The sequence below is a fragment of the Pseudomonas sp. MWU347 genome (genome assembly GCF_017947305.1).
GTDB classification, from domain to species: domain Bacteria; phylum Pseudomonadota; class Gammaproteobacteria; order Pseudomonadales; family Pseudomonadaceae; genus Aquipseudomonas; species Aquipseudomonas putida_A.
Genome location: NZ_JAFGZB010000005.1, coordinates 378555 through 401631, shown reverse-complemented (window position 1 = coordinate 401631; position 23077 = coordinate 378555). Strand labels below are relative to the sequence as shown.

The 23077-nt window shown below is 62.0% G+C and carries 15 protein-coding genes; 8 read left to right on the top strand and 7 right to left on the bottom strand.

Annotated elements, in window-relative coordinates; translation table 11 throughout:
* Positions 1–72: 72 nt before the first annotated feature.
* The 4 genes from KCG87_RS13650 to pvdM all read right to left on the bottom strand — a co-directional run bounded on the left by KCG87_RS13650 (position 73) and on the right by pvdM (position 5463).
* Entirely contained in the window at positions 73–1722 is a 1650-nt protein-coding gene (locus tag KCG87_RS13650; RefSeq protein ID WP_210557506.1) for a cyclic peptide export ABC transporter, read from the bottom strand.
* A gap of 146 nt (positions 1723–1868) precedes the next feature.
* Positions 1869–2777, bottom strand: coding sequence for a formylglycine-generating enzyme family protein (locus tag KCG87_RS13645; RefSeq protein ID WP_210557508.1), 909 nt, complete (start codon positions 2775–2777; stop codon positions 1869–1871).
* A 38-nt stretch (positions 2778–2815) separates the two neighbouring features.
* Positions 2816–4096 carry an aminotransferase class V-fold PLP-dependent enzyme gene (locus KCG87_RS13640; protein WP_210557510.1) on the bottom strand — a complete coding sequence of 427 codons (1281 nt, stop codon included), beginning with the start codon at positions 4094–4096 and terminating at the stop codon, positions 2816–2818.
* The gene (gene pvdM / locus KCG87_RS13635; protein ID WP_139055708.1) at positions 4093–5463 is read right to left on the bottom strand and encodes a pyoverdine-tailoring dipeptidase-like protein PvdM; all 1371 of its coding nucleotides are present in this window, start codon (positions 5461–5463) and stop codon (positions 4093–4095) included. Before pvdM ends, KCG87_RS13640 begins: the two co-directional genes overlap by 4 nt.
* 320 nt (positions 5464–5783) lie before the next feature.
* On the opposite strand from pvdM, the gene KCG87_RS13630 reads away from it, so the two are divergent.
* Entirely contained in the window at positions 5784–7403 is a 1620-nt protein-coding gene (locus KCG87_RS13630) for a PvdJ/PvdD/PvdP-like protein (RefSeq protein ID WP_098968009.1), read from the top strand.
* Between the two features lie 163 nt (positions 7404–7566).
* Here the strand turns inward: KCG87_RS13630 and KCG87_RS13625 are convergent, their stop codons facing one another.
* Genes KCG87_RS13625 through KCG87_RS13615 form a run of 3 tightly spaced genes read right to left on the bottom strand, consistent with a single transcriptional unit; the run spans position 7567 to position 12112 of the window.
* Positions 7567–8958: an efflux transporter outer membrane subunit gene (locus KCG87_RS13625; protein WP_210557512.1), complete on the bottom strand. Its 1392-nt coding sequence runs from the start codon at positions 8956–8958 to the stop codon at positions 7567–7569.
* Positions 8959–8965: 7 nt separating this feature from the next.
* Entirely contained in the window at positions 8966–10939 is a 1974-nt protein-coding gene (locus KCG87_RS13620) for a MacB family efflux pump subunit (protein WP_210557514.1), read from the bottom strand.
* Positions 10940–12112: an efflux RND transporter periplasmic adaptor subunit gene (locus KCG87_RS13615; RefSeq protein WP_210557516.1), complete on the bottom strand. Its 1173-nt coding sequence runs from the start codon at positions 12110–12112 to the stop codon at positions 10940–10942.
* Positions 12113–12432: 320 nt separating this feature from the next.
* On the opposite strand from KCG87_RS13615, the gene KCG87_RS13610 reads away from it, so the two are divergent.
* The 7 genes from KCG87_RS13610 (at position 12433) to KCG87_RS13580 (ending at position 23073) form a co-directional block, all read left to right on the top strand.
* On the top strand, positions 12433–12915 hold the full coding sequence (locus tag KCG87_RS13610) for a sigma-70 family RNA polymerase sigma factor (RefSeq protein WP_027614027.1): 483 nt from the start codon (positions 12433–12435) through the stop codon (positions 12913–12915).
* Between the two features lie 134 nt (positions 12916–13049).
* Complete coding sequence (locus KCG87_RS13605) at positions 13050–14384, top strand: SidA/IucD/PvdA family monooxygenase (protein WP_097087697.1); 1335 nt, start codon at positions 13050–13052, stop codon at positions 14382–14384.
* A gap of 558 nt (positions 14385–14942) precedes the next feature.
* Positions 14943–17642 (top strand): magnesium-translocating P-type ATPase, encoded by a 2700-nt coding sequence (gene mgtA / locus KCG87_RS13600; protein ID WP_210557518.1) that lies wholly within the window; start codon positions 14943–14945, stop codon positions 17640–17642.
* A gap of 141 nt (positions 17643–17783) precedes the next feature.
* Positions 17784–18500, top strand: coding sequence for an MgtC/SapB family protein (locus KCG87_RS13595; RefSeq protein WP_007968289.1), 717 nt, complete (start codon positions 17784–17786; stop codon positions 18498–18500).
* A gap of 136 nt (positions 18501–18636) precedes the next feature.
* Positions 18637–19071 (top strand): chemotaxis protein CheY, encoded by a 435-nt coding sequence (locus KCG87_RS13590; protein ID WP_134785897.1) that lies wholly within the window; start codon positions 18637–18639, stop codon positions 19069–19071.
* Between the two features lie 142 nt (positions 19072–19213).
* Positions 19214–19846, top strand: coding sequence for a response regulator transcription factor (locus tag KCG87_RS13585; RefSeq protein ID WP_098968015.1), 633 nt, complete (start codon positions 19214–19216; stop codon positions 19844–19846).
* Between the two features lie 8 nt (positions 19847–19854).
* The gene (locus KCG87_RS13580) at positions 19855–23073 is read left to right on the top strand and encodes a transporter substrate-binding domain-containing protein (protein ID WP_210557520.1); all 3219 of its coding nucleotides are present in this window, start codon (positions 19855–19857) and stop codon (positions 23071–23073) included.
* Positions 23074–23077: the final 4 nt, after the last annotated feature.

Sequence of the window (23077 nt, the reverse complement as noted above, 5' to 3'; positions counted from 1 at the left end):
AACTGTTAGTAAGACGTTGAGCCTTCCGAAAACCGGAAAGCTCAACGCAATTTTTTTACAAAATTTTCACAGTCAGGCGGGTTGCAGCTCAGTGACCACTTTGCCGGCGCTCATGCGCACCAGTTGGTCGGCGACATCGAAGTAGCGATCGTCGTGGGAAATGACGATGATGGTCTTGCCCAGACGCTTCAGGTCCGGCAGCAGCTCGGTGTAGAAAATCCGCCGGAAAGTCGGGTCCTGATCGGCGGCCCACTCGTCGAACACCAGCACCGGACGCTCTTCCAGCCAGGCGTTGATCAGGGCCAGACGCTTGCGCTGGCCGGTGGACAGGTCGGTGGTGGTGAACGAGCCGTTACGCACACTGACCTTGTGCGCAATTTCCAGGCGCTCCAGGTATTGGTTGGCGTCTTCCGGGATATGCGTATCGCCCTGAACCACGTCGTCGAACAGGTAATAGTCGGCGAAGATCGTGGTGAACAACTGGCGGTAATCGTCGCGGTTGGCGGCATCGACGAGCTGCTGGTTGAGGCGGATTTCGCCTTGCTGCGGCGCGTACAGGCCCAACAGCAACTTGATCAGCGTGGTCTTGCCGCAGCCGTTTTCGCCGACGATGAAAATGATGTCGCCTTGTTCGATTTTCAGGTTCACCGGCCCCAACCGGAACGGCTTGGCGCCTTCTACCGTCGGGAAACTGTACGAGACATCGTTCAGCTCCAGGCTGTGCACCGGGGTCTTTTGATGGCCCTGGTCGCTGAGCAGCAGGTGCGGCTCGGGCGAGGAGAATTGCTCGGACAGATCGGCGATCCGGCGGAACGCGATTTGCGCACGACTGACGATCGGCAAGGTGCCAATGATGTGTTCCAGCGGCCCTTTCATGTACAGCAGCACCAGCACGAAGCCGCTCATCACCGCTTTGTCGGCGCTCGGCCACAGCGATTGCAGGCCCAGCGCCAGGCCGATCACCACGAAGAACAGCATCGAACCCAGGGTCTTGGCGACCACGAAAATGTTCACCGAACGCACCTGCGTGTCGCAGATCTTGTCGGCCGTGCCTTCGATGCCCGAGACGAACATGCGATGCCGGCGCGGGCGGTGGATGCGCAGTTCCTTGGCGCCCTCGGCGACTGCGTGATAGTGCTTCTGCAACTCGTCTTCGTAGTCGCGGGCCTTGAGGAAACCCTGCATGCCACGCCCGCGCGCAATGTACTGAATGACCGTGCCGATCAGGATCGCCACGGCCATCATCAGGAACATCGGCCACGACAACATCGCCAGGTAGCCCATGCAACCGAGGGTCACGGTCAGGGAAATCGCCAGCGGCGCAAAGGCGAAAGCGAAGTCGCTGATGGTGTCGACATCGTGGGTCAGCACCGGAATCAGCCGATGGCTGCGATAGCGCTCGATCTGCTCGATCGGCGCCGAAAGGACTTTCTCGCCCAGCTCTTTGCGCAATTTGGCGATGATGTGCTGGCCGACGAAATTGGTGCCGATGTCGGAAAAGATCGAGCTGGTCAGCGCCAGCAGGCACAGGCCGGCAAACACCGCGACCATCGTGCTGGTCAGTGCGCCCTCGGCGTGCAGCACGTTGTTGATGGTCGCCAGCAGCGCGGTGACGCTCAGGCCACCGACCATGCCGAGCAGGATCGACACGCTGACGATCAGTCGAAAGGGTTTGAGCAGGGCGAACAATTCATTGATCACCCCGCGTGTTGGTTTGCTCATGGAGGTTCCCTGCTTGAAGGAGCGGCGAACACCGGCACTGCGCGTGGGTTCGCCTGGATGACGTAGAGGGCGGTGGGCGCGCCATGGAGGATCGCGCCCACTTTTAGAACGACTGGCAGGACGGCTAATTTAGCCGGGCGATGGCGTTACAGATCACGGGCGACCCGGAAGCCGATCCAGTCGCCACGGGTGTCGGTGTAAGTGGCGTTGCGGTTGCCGGAGCGCGAGAACACCGGGGCCTCGCCCCAGTCGTTGCCACGGATACGCCGCACGTCGCACTTGCCGCTTAACCAGGCACTGCCATCGCTTGGCGCGCCGACGTAGTTCTCGTTGTAGCAATCGGCGGTCCACTCATAAATATTGCCGTGCATGTCGTAGACGCCGAAGGCATTGGCCGGGAAGCTGCCGGCCGGCGCGGTGAAGTTGTAGCCATCGGCGGCGCCGTAGGTGTTGGCGTGTTTGGCGATGCTGTATTCCTTGCCCTCGTCGAACGGGAAGGGGAAGGGCCCGGAGCTGCCGGCGCGGGCGGCGTATTCACGCAGCGACTCGCTGACCAGCCGGTATTGCTGGCCGGTCTTCTTCGACAGCCAGGCCACGTAAGCTTCGACCTCCGGGAAATCCATGCACACCGCCGGGTGCTTGTCGGTGTACTGCTTGCGCGGGTCGCTGCCCTGATAATCCGGGATCCCGGCCTTGCAGGCGCGACCGGGGCGAGTGTCGCCGTCGGGCATTTTGTAGCCGCTGTCCTTGAGGTAGGCGTCCCACTCGCCGCGCAGAATCTGGAAACGGCTGATCGCCAGCGGTTTGGCAAACGTAACCGGGTGCAGCGGCCCTTCATCCGGCTCGCGGCCGACCTCATCCTCCGGGGTGCCCATGGTGAACGTGCCGGTGGGCAGCACGACCATTTCCGGGCAGTCCTTGCAGTCCTTGAACACCTTGCCCGGCGCAGGCGGGGTGGCGGCCTGCGCGGCGCCCGGCAGCAGGCCGGCGGCGAGGGCGGTGAGCATCAGCGCCGGCAGCGCCTTCAAGGAAAATCGACGCAGTTCACTGTTCATTGCGAGTCTCGCTAAAAGGAAAAAGGGATCGCCCGGATTCACAGGGCCTGGTCGAGCACGGCCAGCAAGCGGTCGATTTGCTCTTCGTCGTTGAGCAGCCCCGGTGCGGTGCGGATCACCGGGCCGACGTCACGGTGCACGGCATCGGCCACCACGCGGTTGGCCATCAGGTGCGCCGCGATCTTGTCGCTGTCCTTGCCCTTGACCCGGAAGAAGGTGAAACCGGCGGACAGCTCAGGGCTCAGTGGCGTCACCAGTTCGATCTGCGGCCGTTGCTGCAGGCGTTGTTTCAGGTAGCTGTTGAGCGCGTGAATGCGCGCCTCGACCTCGGCCTTGCCCAGCTCAAGATGCAATTTGAACGCTTCGTCCAGCGCCCAACGGTGCTCGAACGAGTGATAGCCGCCGGGTGTCATGGTGGTGGAAAACGTCGTGGCTTCGGAGAACGTCGGAATGATCGGGGTGATGTACCTGACCTCGGCGAAGCGACTGCAGACGATGCCGGTACCACGTGGGCCGAACATCCACTTGTGGGTGCCGGCGATGAAGAAGTCGCAGTTCATTTGCGCGAAGTTCAGGTTGTCCACGCCGAAGCCATGCACCCCGTCGACCACGTAAACGATGCGGTCGGCGTCGCTGCGACCACGGTTGTGCCGGTCGACGATGGCGCCGATCTCACCGATGGGCAGTTTCATGCCGCTGCCCGAATGCACCCAGCACATGCCCAGCACCCGGGTTTCGGGGCGGATGGCGCCGTCGATCGCGGCAAGGATTTCTGCTTTGCTGGCGCTGTACGAATCCTTGAACAGACGAATTTTGCGCACCCGGGTGCCGTCGCGTTCGCTACGCAGGGCGAGGATAGTGTGGGTCGCGTAGTGCTCGTGCTCGGTGGTGAGGATTTCCTGATCGGGGCGCACGTGCACGCCGCCGTAAATCATCGCCAGACCTTCGGTGGTGCTGCCGGTCAGGGCGATCTGTTTGGCGTCGGCTTGCAGGTAGCGTCCGGCCCAGACGCGGACGTTCTCTTCGCGTTGTTCGATCACGCCGAGGTCCCAATCCATCGCCAGTCCGGGATTTTTGTCGAGGGCGGCGCGGTGCCGCTCAATCGCCTCGCGCACTGGTTTGGGGTGCGAGGTGATCAGGAAGTTGGAGAAGTGCAGATACGCCGGATCCTGGTCGAACAGCTGCTGCAACCGCGTCCACTTGTTGCCGGTCACGGGCGCGGCGTTCGCGGCACCGGCGACATTCGGCAGGCTCGCACCCAACGGCAGCGCCGCCGCGAGAATCCCCGCCTGCTTCAAGAACTCACGACGATTGCTCATGGCTGGGCAGTTCCCGGCGCGGCGGCCAGTGCCGGTTTCGCGGCTTTCTCGACCTGATCCCAGACCCGCAGGAAGTTGCCGCCCCAGAGCTTGGCGATGTCCGCTTCGGAATAACCGCGTGAGATCAGCTCGGCGGTGACGTTGCGAATTTCGCCGACGTTCTCGAAGCCTTTGACGCCACCACCTTCGTTGAAGTCGGAGCTGATGCCGACATGGTCGATGCCGATCTTGCGCACCGCGTAATCGATGGCATCGCCCAGATCCTTGAGGCTGGCTTTCGGCTCTTCTTCGAGGATGCCGTAGAGGCGGCTGGCGTACTGGCCGAACTTCTGCTCGGACCACGCGGCAATGATCGGGTCGCCGGGCATCAACGCCATCGCCAGGTTCGGCAGCGGCGGCAGGTCGAAGTCCTTGCGCATCTCGTTGAGCTTGTCCTGGGTTTGTTGGGTGAGCGGACGCAGGTACTGCGAGAACGCGACGATCTGCACCACGCCGCCGCTGTTTTTGATCAGCTGCATTTCCTTGTCGCTGAGGTTGCGCGGGATATCGACCATCGCACGCGGCGCCGAATGCGAGGCCACCAACGGTGTGCGGCTCAGTTGCGCGACTTGCTCGAGGGCCTTGGTCGACATCTGCGAGACGTCGATGATCACGCCCAGATCGTTGAGGCGCTTGACCGCTTGCTTGCCCAGATCCGAGAGGCCGTCGAGGGCGTCCGGCGAATCATTGAGAAATGGCAGCGGCCGCGACGAATCCGCCCAGTCGTTGTTGCCGATGTAGCTGAAGCCGAACATGCGCATGCCGCGCGCGGTCCACAGGTCCAGCAGGTTGAGGTCGTGGCCCAGCGGATAGGCGTTGAGCATGCTGATGAAAATCGCGAATTTGCCTTCGCCGTGCAGGCGCCGGAAGTCGTCGGGGGTGTAGGCGATGGCCACCTGATTGGGATAGTCGCGAACCATCCCGGAGATGATCTTGAAGCGGATTTCCTGCTGGTTGCGCGCCTCGTCGACGAAGCCGGGTGTTGGCTTGTGCGGGGCGTTCGGGCCGTTCCACATTTCCGGCCAGCCGAAGATGGTCAGGGCGGCGCCGGACAGGCGTCCACGGTTGGCCTTGGCGAGATCGAACTGGCCGTCGCCGTCCTTGTCGGCTTCGTGGCCGTCGGTGCCGAAATTTTGCGTCAGGCTGACATGGCTGTCGAAAGAGAGCATGCGTTCGTGCAGCTCATCGGCCTGCTTCATGACTTTGGCCGGGTAGCCGAGGTCTTCCTTGAACCAGTGATGCCACACGGCAAAGCCTGCGCCGGCGCTGATCGCCAGGGCCAACGGCAGGCCGATGAATAGAGCCTTTTTCGAACGTGGTTTTGTCATTGCCATCTCAGTCAGGTTCGCCATCGAGTTGCAGGCGCGGAGGCCTTCGCTATCTGGGAGGAACGAGTGGTTGGCGGCAAAATTTAAGCCTGACACTGTGGCGAGGGGATTTATCCCCGATCGAGGGCGAAGCGCTCGCAAGGCCTGCGAGCGCCGTCCCTTCTGGTGTCGCCGCCAGCGTCGGACGGGAGTTGCTTCGCAACTCATCGGGGATGAATCCCCTCGCCACGGGTCATCATCGCCGGGCGCGTTAAATTTGCCGGGGCAACAAACGTTCTAGCTTGGATAAAGCCTGCTTCATGGCTGACACAGGTAGGGCAATGAAGATTTCTCGACGATGGTTCATGGCGGGCCTGGCGCTGACCGGCGCTGCCGTGCCTGCGGCGTATTTCGGGCATCGTGAATGGACGAAGCCGGACCCGACGATCACCCCGGGCGAAGCGTCTTTCGACGTCGCCGACATGGCCGGGCAGCGCCTGGCGAATGCGTTGCGCGGGGTGTGGGATATCCGTTTCGAAGGTGCCGATGCCGGCCTCGAGGGCTTGCCGCTCAAGGGTCTGCAAGTGTTTCTCGACATCGGCCAGAAGGGACGCGGCGTGTGCGGTTTTCTCGACACGCCCGAGCGCCTGCGCTCCGCTGAAACACCGCGTTATCGAATTCTGGGCGACCTCGCGAAAGCCGATGCGGCGAAGCTGAGCTGGCGCCTGATCGGCGCTGACGGTCAGATCAGCTATGAGCTGGAGATGATCCTCGATGAGGTCTGGGCCGACTTCGGCAATGCCGGCAGTGGCACCCTCAGCGGCAAGGCCTTGCGCCTGGACCGGTCGCTGGCCTTGCCGGCGCAGGACAATCGCTTCGTCGCCGTCAAGCGGCTGTTTCCCGAAGCGCGCGAGCGCACGCCGCTCAACCCGACGTTGCTGGCGTGGCTTATCTCTCCCGAGCATCGCCTGTTTCACCAGTTGTGGCATGCGACCCGGGACAAGTGGCACAAACTGCCCGAGGACAAACGCGAAGCCTTGCGCGGCATTGGCTGGCAGCCCGGCCCGCGCGACAAGGAGCGCGATGCCCGTGGTCCGCGCAAGGATCGCAATGGCTCGGGTGTGGACTTTTTCTTCATGCACCGGCACATGCTCGGGACGGCGCGCTCGATGCAGGATCTGCCGTCCTGGGCGTTTTTCCCGCTGCCGCAGCCGGAGCTGATCCGCGACCGCGTCGGCTTCGCCCGCTATTTCGACAACCACGACGGCACGGCCTTGCCGCCGACCTGGACGGCGGCGGGTGATGACGAATTCAGTCAGTGGGTCAGTGACATCAAGACTGCCGAAACCTACGAAAGCAACTTCCAGGTCTGGGAGTCGCAGTACCGCGATCCGGCGTATCTGGCCCGGCTCACCCTCGGCCAGTTCGGCTCCGAAGTCGAGCTGGGCCTGCATGACTGGCTGCACATGCGCTGGGCCTCCGTGCCACGCGATCCGTCCAACGGTCAGCCGGTGCCGTTTGCCCGCGATCCGGCGGACTTCGCCGCACGTTGGTACAACGCCGAAAACGACTTCCTCGGCGATCCGTTTTCATCCCACGTCAACCCGACGTTCTGGCATTTCCATGGCTGGATCGATGATCGCATCGAGGACTGGTTCCGCGCCCATGAGCGTTTCCATCCGGGCGAAGTCACGCGGCTGCAGGTCAATGGCGTGCCATGGTTTGCCCCGGGGCGCTGGGTCGAGGTCGACGACCCGTGGCTCGGGCCGATCACCCATGGCTGCAGCACCACGCCGGGTTTGCAGATGGGCAAGTCGGTGGAGATGGATCCGGAAACCATGAAGCTGGCGCTGCGCATCACCTTCATCACCGACGAGGAAAAACTCGCCGGCCTGTTCCGCCGCGTGCCGCAACGGCCATGGTATGCGCGCAATCTGAAGCCTAAAACCAGCCCGACTTGAGGGCTGCGTTATCGTTCTTCGCGAGCAAGCCCGCTCCCACAGGGTTATGTGTCAGACAATAATGTTCGGGCTGACCCCTGCATGAGAACGCATTCTTACTGATGGAACGCGTTCAATTGTGGGAGCGGGCTTGCTCGCGAAAGCAATCTGTCAAACGCTGCAATTACCGGGCCTGCCAACCCCCACCCAACGCCTTGTACAACGTAATGCTCGCCTGCACTCGTGACAGCCGTAGTTGTGCATGTTGATCCTGGGCCGCGTACAGCGTGCGCTGGGTTTCCAGCACCGTCAGCAAGTCTTCAGCGCCGGCCTGGTAGCGGCTCTGGGCGATGTTGAAAGCGGTCTGCGCCTGATTCAGTTCTTCGTTCTGCCACAACCGCTGCTCATCCAGGCGACGAATGCTATTGAGCGCTTTTTCCACATCGGCGAAACCGTTGATGATTGCGCCACGGTAAGTTTCCAGCAGCTCTTGTTGGCGCGCAGAGGCCTTGTCGCGTTCCGCGCCGAGGCGACCGTTATTGAAAATCGGTCCGACCAGTCCGGCGGTCAGGTTGTAGAAAGGGCTGCGGATCAAATCGTCGAACTGATTGGCGCCCGAGCCGAGTTGGGCGGTCAGGGTCAGTGCCGGCAACATGGCTGCGCGAGCGACTTTGACGTCAGCTTCGGCGGCGGCCAGTTGGGCTTCGGCGCGTGCGATGTCCGGACGATGCGTGAGCAACTCGCTGGGCACGCCGGCGGCGATGTCTGGCCATTGCAGGTGCTCGAAGGACTCTGTCGCCGACAGTTGCTGCACCGGTCGGCCGAGGAGGGCGGCGAGGCTGATCAGCGCGTCCTGGGCTTGCTGTTGCACGCGCGGCAATTGCCATTGCTGGGCGGCGACCAGGCTCTTCTGTTGCGCCAGTTCCAACGCAGTGGCTGAGCCTGAATCAAACCGCGTCTGCACCAGTTTCAGCACGCTTTGCGCGTTGGCCAGATTGAGTTCGGCGATGCGGCTCTGCTCGCGTAGCGACAAGGTTTGCGCATACGTGCTGGCAACGCCGCTGAGCAATGTCAGTTCGACCGTCGCCCGGTCGAATTCGCTGGCCTGCAGGGCGAACTGCGCACTGTCGCGCGAGGCGCGTTTGCCGCCCCAGAAATCGATTTCGTAAGTGGCGCTCAGGTTGGTATCGAAATAGTCCACAGCCTTGTTGCTGCTGTTGGCATCGAGTTGGCTGTAGCCATTGCCGCGCAGCAGTTTCTGCCGATTGGCATTCAGGCCGGCCTTGACCTCCGGCAACTGAGAGCCGCCAGCGATGACAGTGCCTGCCTGCGCTTGACGCACTCGAGCGACGGCGGCCGCGAGGTCGAAACTGCCGACGCGAGCCTGTTCGATCAGACGATCCAGTTCCGGGCTGCCAAATTGCGTCCACCACTGCGGGCTATTGCGGGCAACGCTGGCGCCATGGGGCGACTGCCAGGCAGCAGGCGCCTGCACACCGCTGTCCGGGCGTTGAACGGGACTGCCGCAGGCACTGAGGATCAGGCACACGGTCAACAGGCTGAGGCGCGGTTTCATAAATCGATCATTCACTGGTAAGGGCTGTGACCGGGTCGAGCCGGGCAGCTTTGCGGGCAGGCATGAAGCCGAAGACAACACCGGTGACCAGGGCGCAGCCGAAGGCGCCGAGTACCGCCATCAAGGAAAAGGCCACGGCCACTTCGCTGAGGATCAGCACGCCGCCGACAATCAAGGCCAGGGCGATCCCGGCAATGCCGCCGACCACCGAGAGCATCACCGCTTCGGTGAGGAACTGCCGGAGGATGTCGCGCTGGCGGGCGCCGGTGGCCATGCGAATGCCGATCTCGCGAGTCCGCTCGCGCACGGTCATGAGCATGATGTTCATCACGCCGATGCCGCCGACCAGCAGCGAAATCGCCGCAATCGAACCGAGCATCAGCGACAGGGTGTTCTGGGTGCGGGCCTCGGCCTGGATCATCGCGGCGTTGTTGGTCAGTTCGAAATCCTTCTTGCCGTTGTGCAGGCGCAGCATCAGTTGCTCGATGGCCTGCTCGGTGTCCTTGACCTTGCGCGCGTCGGCGGCGGCAATGGCCACGTATTCCGGATTGCGCGTGCCGAACAGCCGCACGCTGGCCGCCGAATAGGGGATGGCGATGCGGTTATCACTGTCGGAGTCGCCGGAGCTGGCGCCCTTTTCGGCGAGCACGCCGACTACCTGGAACGGCACATTCTCGATCAGGATGAATTGGCCGATCGGGTTCGGCACATCCTTGAGCAGTTTGCTGCGGACTTTGTGGCCGATCACCGCGACGGCTGCAGCATTCTGCTCATCGGCCTCGGTGAAGTAACTGCCTTGCACCACCGGCCAGTTGAAGATCGCCGGGAAGTTGGTGTCGTTGCCACCGACGTAACTCAGGTGGTCGGCATTACCGTAACGTACGCCGGCCTCGGCGCCGTTGACCGGCATGATCCGCTGCACTTGCGGCAGGCTGGCCAGCGCGTGCACATCGTCGAGGGTGATGATCCCCGGCGGCGTGCGCGGGTTGGGCGCTGAGCCGCTGAGGTAAATAATGTTTGAACCGAAGGCGCCCATCTGCGCCATCACCTGGCGTTTGCTGCCTTCACCGACCGCCAGCATCACCACCACCGACGCCACGCCGATGATGATCCCGAGCAGGGTCAGCGCTGTGCGAAAGCGGTTGATCCACATCACTCGCCATGCGGCGTGCAGGGCATCGACCAACTCGCCTTTCCAGGCGCCGGTGGCTTCGGCGCCGTCGGCCAGACGCTGGCGCAGATCCACCGCTTGCAGGGCGCCGGGGTTGGCGCTGGTCTGGACTTCTGGGTTGTCGCGGGCGCTGTCGCTGATGATCAGGCCGTCGCGTATTTCGATGATGCGTTTGGCCCGGGCCGCAACTTCGCGGTCGTGGGTGATGAGGATCACCACGTGGCCCTGGCTCGCCAGTTCGTCGAGCAGCGCCATCACCTCTTTGCCGCTGTGGCTGTCGAGGGCGCCGGTGGGTTCGTCGGCGAGGATGATGTGGCCGCCGTTCATCAGCGCCCGGGCAATTGACACCCGTTGCTGTTGGCCACCGGACAACTGATGCGGGCGGTTGCCGGTGCGCGAGGCCAGACCGAGGCGGTCGAGCAGGGCGGCGGCGCGGGCGTGACGCTCGGCGGCCGGGGTACCGGCATAGATCGCCGGCATCTCGACGTTTTCCTGGGCCGAGCCGGACGGAATCAGGTGATAGCCCTGGAACACAAATCCAAAGGCTTCGCGGCGCAGCCAGGCCAGCTCGTCGCTGTCGAGGCCGGCGACGTTTTCCCCGGCAAAGCGGTACTCGCCGGAGGTCGGGCGGTCGAGGCAGCCGAGGATATTCATCAGGGTCGATTTGCCGGAGCCGGAAGCGCCGACAATCGCCACGAATTCACCGGCGTGGATCGACAGGTCGATGCCGCGCAGCACGTGAACTTGCGGAGCGTCACCGCCGCCGTAGGATTTGCGAATGTCCTGCAGATCGATCAGAGGCGTTTGCATTCAGCCTCCGCTGCCGTCGACCGGGCCGATCAGCAGATGATCGCCTTCGTTGAGGCCGTCGACAATCTGCACCTTGAGCCGGTCGCTGATGCCGGTGTGTACCTCGCGTTGCTGGATGTCGCCGTTGGCCGCCACCACCTGCGCAGTTTGCAGGTTGGCCGTGGTGCTGCCCTGCAACGCGGCGACCGGCGCGGTGAGCACGCCTTTGGCCTGATTGGCGACGAAAAACACCTGGGTGGTCATCTCGGCCATCAAGGCGTTGTCGGCGTTATCGACGTCGAGCAAAACCGTGTACAGCACAACGCGGGCGCTGCCGCTTTTACTGCTGCTGGCTGGGCTGCCGCCGCCCTGGCTGGTCTGGTCCAGCGGCTTGGGCGGCACCGGCAGAATCTGCCGCACGGTGCTGCTCCAGCGCCGCTGGCCGCCGCTGAGGGTGGTGAAGTAGGCGGTCATGCCCGGTTTGACGTGGCCGATGTCGGCCTCGGAAACCTCGGCCCACACGGTCATCGGTGACAGCTTGGCGATGCGCAGGATCAGCGGCGTCTGCTGTTGCGCGTTGAGGGTCTGGCCTTCGCGGGCGTCGAGGGCAACCACGGTGCCGGCCATCGGCGCATAAATCCGCGTGTAGCCGAGTTCAGCCTGATCGCTGCGCAGGCTCGCTTCAGCCTGGCGGATCTGTGCCTGGAACATGTCGACGCGGGCCTGAGTGGCTTTCAGTTCGGCGCGGGCGGTCTGCACGTCTTCTTCACGGGTGGCGCCGCCGGCCACGAGATTCTGCTGGCGCTGATACTTCTGCCGCGCCAGTTCATGCTGGGCGCGTTGCTCCTGCAATTGCGCCTTAAGGTTTTCGATGGAGAAGCGTCCGGCGTCGAGTTTGGCCTTCTGCGTGGACGGATCGATTTCCACCAGCAGTTGACCTTCCTTGACCACGTCACCGACTTCGACGTGGATTTTCTGGATCTGCCCGGAGGCCTGCGCACCGACATCGACATATCGGCGCGGTTGCAGAGTGCCCAGTGCGGTGACGCTGCTTTCGATGTCGCCACGACTGACTTGCACGGTGGCAAAACGGTCGCGTCCCGGAGGCATGATTTGCCACGCGGCGTAGGCAACAACAGGAATCAGACAAAGGACTGCGAGCAGGGCGCGTCGAGCGGGGCGGGGACGTTTCATGCAGGGTTCCGGCCAGTGGAATTCGGCCCGTCGTCCGGCTGCACGCCACAGCGCGCAGCCGTTGAACGCTGTCGCAGGGCGCGACAGACACGGGGAGCTGTCCTGTAAACGATGAATACGCGGGGGAATTTAAGCGAAGACACAGGATGTTACAGGTATGGAACGGCACTATTTAGCGGGCAACGACAAACGCCACTTTAAATCTATATGAGAATTACTATAAATTACGCACCTCAGTTGCCACTATCTTGCTACCCGTGTTCGCGGGCCGTCGATCAGTGTGCTCAAGGATCGAATCCGCATCGAAGCGGCCGGGAGTCATGTTGGAAAACTACTATCGCGAGCTGGTGTGTTTCCTGAACGCCAAGCTCGGCAACCGTCAGGTCGCCGAAGATGTGGTGCATGACGCTTATGTGCGGGTTCTGGAACGCTCCAGCGACACGCCCATCGAGCAGCCCCGGGCCTTTCTTTATCGCACTGCGTTGAATCTGGTGATCGACGATCATCGGCGCAACGCCTTGCGCCAGGTCGAGCCACTGGAAGTGCTCGACAGCGAAGAGCGCTATTTCACCCCGTCGCCCCATGGCACTCTCGATCACGGCCAGCGTCTGGAGATGCTCCAGCGTGCACTGGCGGAATTGTCGCCGCTGTGCCGCGACAGTTTTCTGCTGCGCAAGATCGAAGGCCTGTCGCACCCGCAGATTGCCGAACAGCTGGGAATTTCCAAGGCACTGGTGGAAAAACACATCGTCAATGCGATGAAGCATTGCCGTCTGCGCATCAAGCAATGGGATGCCCATTGAGCCGCCATCGCTAAATTTTATTTCACTGTCCTCGTTCCTACTCAACAGACGACCTGCTGTCCTGCTCAAGGCCAGTCGGGTCACTTAGGCTCTCCTTTCCCCTTGTTGAGGGGTTCATCCAGAGGACACTGGAAATGACTCAGGCAATTGCATCGCCCATCGTTCACGACCTGATCGGCGTCGGTTTCGGCCCTTCGAACCTGGCGCTGGCCATCGCTCTGCAAGAGCGCGGCCCGACCCACGGCGAGCTGGATGTGCTGTTCCTCGACAAGCAGGCCAACTACAGCTGGCACGGCAACACCCTGTCGACCCAAAGCGAATTGCAGATTTCCTTCCTCAAGGATCTGGTGACCCTGCGCAACCCGACCAGCCCGTACTCGTTCGTCAATTACCTGAAGGCTCACGGCCGTCTGGTGGACTTCATCAACCTCGGCACCTTCTACCCGTGCCGCATGGAGTACAACGACTACCTGCGCTGGGTTGCCGGGCAGTTCACCGAGCAGAGCCGCTATGGCGAAGAAGTGCTGACCATCGAACCGGTGCTGCACAACCATCAGGTTGAAGCATTGCGCGTGATCTCCCGCGACAGCGAAGGCCAGCAGTTGGTGCGCACTGCGCGTTCGGTGGTGGTCAGCGCCGGCGGCACACCGCGTATTCCGGAGGCGTTCAAGGCGCTGAAGGGTGACAGCCGCGTGTTCCACCACTCGCAGTATCTGTCGCAGATGGCCAAACAGCCGTGTGTGAACAACCAACCGATGAGCATCGCGATCATCGGCGGCGGGCAGAGCGCGGCGGAAGCCTTTATCGATCTGAACGATTCGTTCCCGTCGGTGCAGGTCGACATGATCCTGCGCGGTTCGGCCCTCAAGCCTGCGGATGACAGCCCGTTCGTCAACGAAGTGTTCTCGCCGGAGTTCACCGATCTGGTGTTCCAGCAAAACAGCGCCGAGCGTGAGCGCCTGGTCAACGAGTACCACAACACCAACTACTCAGTGGTCGACATCGACCTGATCGAACGCATCTACGGCATCTTCTATCGCCAGAAAGTCTCGGGCATCGCCCGTCATGCGTTCCGTACCCTGACCACCGTCGAGAGCGCCACGGCCACCGAACGCGGCATCGAACTGGCGGTGCGCAACAACGCCACCGGCGAAGTCACCGTGCGTATCTATGACGCCGTGGTCCTGGCCACCGGTTACGAGCGGCAGATGCACCGCAAACTGTTGGCACCGCTGGAAGAATACCTCGGTGATTTCGAGGTCGATCGCAACTACAAACTGATCACCGACGAACGCTGCAAGGCCGGTCTGTACATGCAGGGCTTCTGCCAGGCCAGCCATGGCCTGAGTGATACATTGCTGTCGGTGTTGCCGGTGCGTGCCGACGAGATTGCCGGTTCGCTGTATGAGCATGGCAAGAACCGTGGGCATCGTTCGGTAGCGGATCTGTTGTTGGCGACGGCCAGCTGAGTTTTGCGTCGTCTGTTATACCGCTATCGCGAGCAGGCTCACTCCTACAATGTTCTGTGCACGCAGGACAACTGTAGGAGTGAGCCTGCTCGCGATAGGGCCATCAGAAATGCTGAAAATCCGAAACCTGAACCCTTCCTGAACATCCCCGACACACCTTCTTACACGGGTTTACTCATCCATCATCGAGGCGTAAGCTTCGCGCGTTTTCATCAATAGCGGAGACCCACAGTGGGTACTTGTTCGAGTGACAGTTGTCGGCCGGTCTCGGTAACCGGCAGATTCTCGGCAAGATAACGCGCAGCCTTTCTCTGCCGTTGTCTCGCCGTAAAGCGAGCAGCGGCATCCCGATCATGGTCAGTTGAGACCATGTCCCGACGTCCTTCTCATCGACACTGAAAGTATGTGATTTCGACCGTGTGGTCGCGATCGCAAACCTATCGACACGCCTGTCCTTTGTGATCGGCGCGCCAAGCCTTGCCGTGCCGGATTTTCCGGCGTACGAGGCGCGGTCGTACCTGCTCGACGGTTTCCCGGCTGACCATAGGGGCAACAGCCATGAAACTTACGCTCAAGGAATTTTTCGCAGGCTTCCTGCGCACACGCCACATCGCCCGGCACTTCCGCCGTCTGGCGCTGCTGGAATCGATCACCGACACCACGGTCAGCCGTGAAGTCCCGCCCACCCTGGCCAACACCCTGGTCGATGCAGCCCATCGCGACAGCGGTGAACTGCTGTCGTCACTGGGTACTCACACCGACGGCCTGACCGATTTTGAAGTCGACGCCCTGCGTGCGCAGTACGGCCTCAACGAAGTCGAACACGAGCAGCCGCTGCCATGGTGGACCCATCTGTGGCACTGCTACAAAAACCCGTTCAACCTGCTGCTGACCCTGTTGGCGGTGATTTCGTGGCTGACCGAAGACCTGAAAGCCGCCACGGTGATTTTCTCCATGGTGGTGCTGTCGACGCTGCTGCGCTTCTGGCAGGAAAGCAAATCCAACCAGGCCGCCGACGCGCTCAAGGCGATGGTCAGCAACACCGCCACGGTGATGCGCCGCGACGAGCCGCGCATCGAACTGCCGATCAAGCAGCTGGTGCCGGGCGACCTGATCGTGCTGTCCGCCGGCGACATGATTCCCGCCGACTGCCGGGTGCTCAGCGCCAAGGACCTGTTCGTCAGCCAGGCGGCGATGACCGGTGAATCGATGCCGGTGGAAAAATTCGCCCGTCAGGCCGACCGCGACACGCGCAATCCGCTGGAGCTGGAGAACATTCTGTTCATGGGCACCAACGTGGTGTCCGGCACGGCGGTGGCGGTGATTCTCACCACGGGCAACAGCACCTATTTCGGCGCGTTGGCACAGCGTGTGGGCGCAACTGACCGCGCGGTGACCTCGTTCCAGCTGGGCGTGAACAAAGTCAGCTGGCTGCTGATCCGCTTCATGTTCGTCATGGCGCCGCTGGTGCTGTTCATCAACGGTTTCACCAAGGGCGACTGGACCGAAGCGCTGCTGTTCGCGCTGTCGATTGCCGTGGGCCTGACCCCGGAAATGCTGCCGATGATCGTCACCTCGACCCTGGCCAAAGGTGCGGTGTTCCTGTCGCGCAAAAAGGTCATCGTCAAGCGTCTGGACGCGATCCAGAACTTCGGCGCGATGGACGTGCTGTGCACCGACAAGACCGGCACCCTGACCCAGGACAAGATCTTCCTCGCGCGCAATGTCGACGTCTGGGGTGAAGACTCCGATGACGTGCTGGAAATGGCCTACCTCAACAGCTACTACCAGACCGGGCTGAAAAACCTGCTCGACGTGGCGGTGCTGGAACATGTGGAAATTCACCGTGAACTGAAAGTCGGCACGGCATTTCGCAAGGTCGATGAGATTCCGTTCGACTTCAATCGCCGGCGCATGTCGGTGGTGGTCGAAGGGCGTGGCCAGCCACATCAACTGATCTGCAAAGGTGCGGTGGAAGAAGTGCTGGCGGTGTGCACCCGTGTGCAGCACGGTGACGTCGAGGAAGCCTTGAGCGATGAATTGCTGACCCGGATTCGTCAGGTCACCGCAGCATTCAACGCTGAAGGCTTGCGCGTGGTGGCAGTGGCTGCCCGCTCGATGCCGGAAGGTCGCGACACCTACAGCCTGGCCGATGAGCAGGAACTGACGCTGATCGGTTACGTGGCGTTCCTTGATCCACCGAAGGAAAGCACCGCGCCGGCGCTCAAGGCGCTGGCCGAGCACGGCGTGGCGGTCAAAGTGCTGACCGGTGACAACGAACTGGTGACCGCGAAGATCTGCCGCGAAGTCGGTCTGGCGCAACAGGGCTTGCTGCTGGGCAACGACATCGAGCGTATGAGCGACGCGGAGCTGGCCGTGGCGGTAGAAAAAACCAACGTGTTCGCCAAGCTGACGCCGTCGCACAAGGAGCGCATCGTGCGCATCCTCAAAGGCAACGGGCATGTGGTCGGCTTCATGGGCGACGGCATCAACGACGCGCCGGCGCTGCGCACTGCCGACATCGGGATCTCGGTGGACAGCGCGGTGGACATCGCCAAGGAAGCCGCCGATATCATCCTCCTGGAAAAGAGCCTGATGGTGCTGGAGGAGGGCGTGCTCGAAGGGCGCCGCACCTTCGCCAACATGCTCAAGTACATCAAGATGACCGCCAGCTCGAACTTCGGCAACGTGTTCTCGGTGCTGGTGGCCAGTGCGTTCATTCCGTTCCTGCCGATGCTGCCGATGCACCTGCTGGTACAGAACCTGCTCTACGACATTTCACAGATCGCGATTCCGTTCGACAACGTCGACAAGGAGATGCTGAAGAAGCCGCAGCGCTGGCAGCCGGCTGATGTCGGGCGCTTCATGCTGTTCTTCGGCCCGATCAGTTCGATCTTTGACATCCTGACGTTCGCCTTGATGTGGTATGTGTTCGATGCCAACACCCCGGACCACCAGACGCTGTTCCAGTCCGGCTGGTTCGTGGTGGGGCTGCTGACCCAGACGCTGATCGTGCACATGATCCGCACGCCGAAGATTCCATTCCTGCAAAGCCGTGCAGCCATGCCGCTGCTGGTGATGACCGGGATCATCATGGCGGTCGGGATCTTCCTGCCGATGGGGCCGCTGGCCAACTACTTCAAATTGCAGGCACTGCCGTCGATGTACTTCGTGTTCCTGCCGATGATCCTGCTGGCGTACATGGCGCTGACCCAGGCGGTGAAAGGCTTCTACATCCGCCGGTTCGGCTGGCAATAACAGCAGGGGCAACACTGTTCCCTGTAGGAGTGAGCCTGCTCGCGATAGCAATCTGTCAGTCAAAATTTCAACGACTTACACACCGCTATCGCGAGCAGGCTCACTCCTACAGGGGATTCGGATGTTTTCAAGGACAAGACTATGCAAGCCATCAACAACCTCAACCTGACTTCTTTGCTCGACACCCTGGTCAGCCTCAGCGCGGCGTTCATCCTCGGTGGCCTGATCGGGTTCGAGCGCCAGTACCGGCAACGCACCGCCGGCCTGCGCACCAACGTGCTGGTGGCGGTCGGTGCGGCGATTTTCGTCGACATGGCCAACCGCCTCGGCGGTGCTGAAGGCGCGGTGCGGGTGGTCGCCTACGTGGTCTCCGGCATCGGCTTTCTCGGTGCCGGGGTGATCATGCGCGAAGAAGGCAACGTGCGCGGCCTCAACACCGCCGCGACCTTGTGGACGTCAGCCGCCGTTGGCGCCTGCGCCGGTGCCGACCTGCTGGCCGAGGCGGTGCTCGGCACGCTGTTCATCCTCGCCGCCAACACCTTGCTGCGGCCGATCGTCAACAACATCAACCGTCAGCCACTGGACGTGGTCTCGGCCGAAGTCACCAACATTGTCTATGTCATCGCCCGGCGCTCACAGCAGAAAGCCGTGTTCGCCCTGCTCGAAGCCGAGCTGGAACGCAGCAATTACCCGGCCAGCGACGTCGATGTACACGCCTTCGGTGCCGACGAAATCGAGATCGAAGCGACGCTGGCGACGACTTCGGTCGACGGCGATGAACTCGATGCGCTGGTAGCGCGGATTTCGACTTCAGCGCTGGTGGTGCAGGCGTTCTGGAGTCCGAGTACCACGGAATAAGGCAACAACCTCGAGCCGCCACTCGGCGTGGCTCATGAGTGCGGATGAATGACCGGTTTTTTAGGAAAAGTCCTACAGAACTGCTCCTGAGGCTTGCGTAGTCTTGGCGCACCCGTCCACCTCCACGAGATCGAGCATGATCAATAAAACCCTGCGCATCCTGATTGCCGATCCGCAGCATTTTCACCGGATGAAAATCGAGCGCCTGTTCAATGGCCTTGAATACTTCCGCATCGCTCCGGTACAGAGTCTGCTTGAGCTGCTGACCCTGGTGGAGTACGGCTGTGAACCCTTCGATGCGGTGGTTATCAACGCCGAGCTGGCGGCCGGATCGCTGGACCTGCCGGGGTTTTTCCTCAACAACCCGCATGTGCGCCACGCGCTGATCTATAACGAGCCCTCGGCGCCTGCGCTGACACCCGCCGGCTTCGCTCAGGAAAACCTGCAGATCAGCCCCGTCGCCTTGCCCAATGCGGCCGCGATCAAGCACCTGATGGCGCGGGTCGACGTTGCCCCGGTGTGTGCAGCTAATGCCTGGAACCCGGCGCCAGCCTTGCAACGCCGGGCTTGAGCACGAATTACGTTTTTGCGCAACTGTCAGATCTGACAGGTAGATACGACTGGCTTCCCGTGTAACAGTTCTTGCGCAGCCACCCCGGCGGAACAGCCGCTACCGGTGGCGCCATCGTTTTGTTTTTGCCCTGGGAGCGGTCATGAAGTCAGCGCTGATCGTCGACGATCATCCGGTGGTGCGGGCTGCCGTGAAACTTGTGCTCGAAGCCGAAAGGTTCAGGGTGATTCATGAAGCGTCGAGCGCCAGCGAAGCCCTGGAGCTTAGCCGTGAGCACAAACCGGAACTGGTGATACTCGATCTCAAGTTACCGGGGGTGGGTGGACTGGAAGCGCTGGAGCGGCTCAAGGCCAACGACCCCGAATGCAGGGTGCTGATTTTTACTTCTCAGGATCCGCTGCACTATCAGGATCGCTGTCTGCGTAGTGGCGCCATGGGTTACGTGGCTAAAACCAACCAGTTGCTGCAATTGCACAAGGCTGTCCAGGCGCTGATGTCGGGCTACTCCTATTTTGCTGCACTGCCTGATAGCGGCTCTGTGTCGACCCCGTCGCACCGCAGCGAAAAACAGCTGATCGACGAGCTCTCCAACCGAGAACTGAACATTCTCGTGCAGTTGGCCCTGGGCAAGCCCAACAAGAAAATCGCCGCTGAAATGTTCCTCAGCCACAAGACCGTCAGCACCTACAAAACCCGCTTGATAAAAAAGCTGGGTCTGCACTCAAAGTCAGCGGTGTACTTGCGCGAATTCGCCAAGCGCAACGATTTGATCTGAGTAGCACAGTGAATCTGCGACGCTGGTGGTGCGTGCTCTGGTTGAGCATCACGGCCACCTGCTGGGCCAGTGAGTCGCCGCAGCCTCTGGAGTTGTTGAGCCAGGCAGCACTGGAGAACATTCAAGTCCCGCTCGACCCCCAGGATCAACAGTGGCTACGCCGCCATCCGACGTTGCGCATGGGGATTTCCGGGCCCGATTATCCACCGTTCGAGATCACGCGGAATCGGCAGGAACTGGAAGGTCTCACCGCCGACTATGCCGAGTTGCTGGCGCAACTGCTCGGGGTGCGGATCGAGGTGCAACGCTACGCCAACCGCGACGCGGTGATGAGCGCACTCAAGCGCGGCGAACTCGATCTGCTGGGCACCTCGAACAATTTCGAGCTGGCCGATGCGGATTTCATCTTGTCGCGCCCCTACGCCGAAGACCAACCGATGCTGGTGACCCGGCTCGACGAAACGTTGCCGGCCGACCTGGCAGGCAAACGCATCGCCATGGTCGAGGACTATCTGCCGCTGACCAGCGTGCAGGCGTTCTACCCCGACGCGAAGGTGCAGCGTTACTCCTCGGCAATGGATGCGCTGGGTGCGGTGGCGTTTGGTGTCGATGACGGCTATCTCGGCGATCTGATCAGTGCCAATTACCTGATCAACACCAATTACCGCAATGACCTGCAACTGGCCGGGCCGTCGGGGCTGGATGCCAATCCCTTCGGTTTCGCCCTGCTGCGCAGTGACGTACGCCTCAAACGCATTATCGACAAGGCGCTGGCGGCGATTCCCATGGAGCGTCGTCAACTGATCGAGCAGCGCTGGAGCGCAGGGCGCGCGCAAATGGCCGCGCAGTCGCAGGTGCGCCTCAGTGCCAGCGAGCTGCAGTGGCTGGAGCAACATCCGCGGGTGCGGGTCGGCGTGATCGAAGACTTCGCACCGCTGACGTTTTTTGATGCCGACGGACGATTCAACGGGCTGTCGGCGCAGTTGCTCAATCTGATCAGTCAGCGTACCGGGCTGCAATTCGAAGTGGTTCGGGGGCGTTCGCTGGATCGTCAGATTGAGCAGCTCAAGGCCGGTGAACTCGACGTGTTGCCGGTGGTGACCCCGAGCAGCGAACGGGAAACCGAGCTGCAATTCACCCGTGCCTACCTGAACAATCCGTTTGTGCTGGTCAGCGCGACGACGGCCGGCAGCCCACGCAGCCTCGCCGATCTGCCGGGCAAGCGGCTGGCGATTTATCGCGGTCATCCATTGCACGACTTTATTCTGCAGCAGGTGCCCGGGATTCGCCTGGTGGAGGTGCGCAGCCCGGCCGAGGGCATGGAGCAGATCGCCAAAGGCCAGGCCGACGTGACCGTCAGCTCACTGCTGGTGGCGCGGTTTCTGATTGCCCGTCATTACCGCGAGCGCCTGCGCATCACCAACACGATCGGCGATCAGCCGGCACGCATTGCCCTGGCGACCGCAACGCAGGATACGGCGCTGCACACGATTCTGAACAAGGCGCTGCTGAGCATCGCGCCACAACAGATGGACGAACTGGTCGAGCGCTGGAGCCATGACGTGGTCGTGGAAGAGAGCTACTGGCAGCGTCATCGCCGCGAAATCCTGCTGGCGTTTGCCGGTGCGGCAGGGCTGCTGTTGCTGGCCTTGGCCTGGATCGGTTTTCAGCGCTCGCAGCTGCGTCAGCGTCAACAGTGGCTGCAACAGTTGCAGCAGGCCAAGGCTGCCGCCGACGACGCCAATCGGGCCAAGACTACGTTTCTGGCAACCATGAGCCATGAAATCCGCACCCCCATGAATGCCCTGATCGGCATGCTCGAAATGGCCCTCAAGCGTGCCGAGGAGGGCGTCACCGACAAGCTGGCAATCGAGGTCGCGTCCGCTGCCGGCCAGCAATTACTGGCGTTGATCGGTGATATTCTCGATATCGCACGCATCGAGTCCGGGCATTTGTCCCTCGCGCCGGAGCGGGCCAATCTGCGCGAACAAGTGATCGCGGTGTGCCGCGTATTCGAAGGGCTGGCGCGGGAGAAACGCCTGCTGTGGCAGGTCGAACTGGATGCGCACAGTGACGTCGACGTCATGCTCGACCCGACACGCTTCAAGCAAGTGCTGTCAAACCTGTTGAGCAACGCGATCAAGTTCACCGAGCACGGGCAGGTCAGTCTGCAACTGTCGGTAACCAGGACAGCGCTTGGCCAGTTGGCCGTGAAACTAGCGATTGCAGACAGCGGAATCGGCATCAGTGCCGATGACCGCAAACGCCTGTTCAGTCCGTTCGTCCAGGCCGCTAACCAGGGCCAGTCAGCGCGTAGCGGCTCGGGATTGGGCCTGGTGATCAGCCGTAACCTCTGCGAAATGATGGGCGGCACACTGCGCCTGGACAGCGAGCCGGGGCATGGAACGCGGGTTGAGGTAAACCTGCAGCTGCCGCTGTTGACCGCGCTCGAACCCGAGACGGCAGGCCCGCAAGTGGCGGACACGCCAGCGCGTTCGCTGAGCGTGCTGGTGGTGGACGATCATCCGGTCAACCGCTTGCTCCTGTGCCGGCAACTGGGTGAACTGGGCCACGCTACGGTCGATGTCGAGGATGGTGAGCTGGGCTTGCAGCGCTGGCGAACACAGGCTTTCGATGTGCTGATCACCGATTGCAACATGCCCCGGCGCAACGGTTACGAACTCGCTCGGACACTTCGTGAAGAAGAGGCGGCGAGCGGTCGGGCACGCTGCCTGATCCTCGGCTTCACTGCCAACGCGCAGGTCGAGGAGAAAGTCCGTTGTCTTGAGGCCGGCATGGACGATTGTCTGTTCAAGCCGATTCGCTTGCACGATCTGCAACAGGCATTGAAGGCGGCCAGTCGCGGTGACGGTGACCAGCTGTCGGACCCGGCACCGCCGTTGCCCGAGATCGACCTGAGCGCGCTTGAACAGATGGCCGGGGACAATCCTGCAGTGATGCAGCGCCTGCGCGAACAAGTGTTGCGCAGTCTGCACGACGATCTGCAACGGCTGGACGCTGCGCGCCAGCCACAGGATCTGAGCGAATTAAGCACCTTGGCGCATCACATCAAGGGCGGTGCGCAAATGGTCGGTGCGGCGCGAGTGGCGGCGGCGTGCAGCGATCTCGAACAGGCGTGTCGCGACGCCGAAACCCTGACTGTCCACCGCTCGGTGGACACGCTGCGCAGGGCCATGCACGACCTCGCGCAGCGGCTTCAGGACTGAGCGA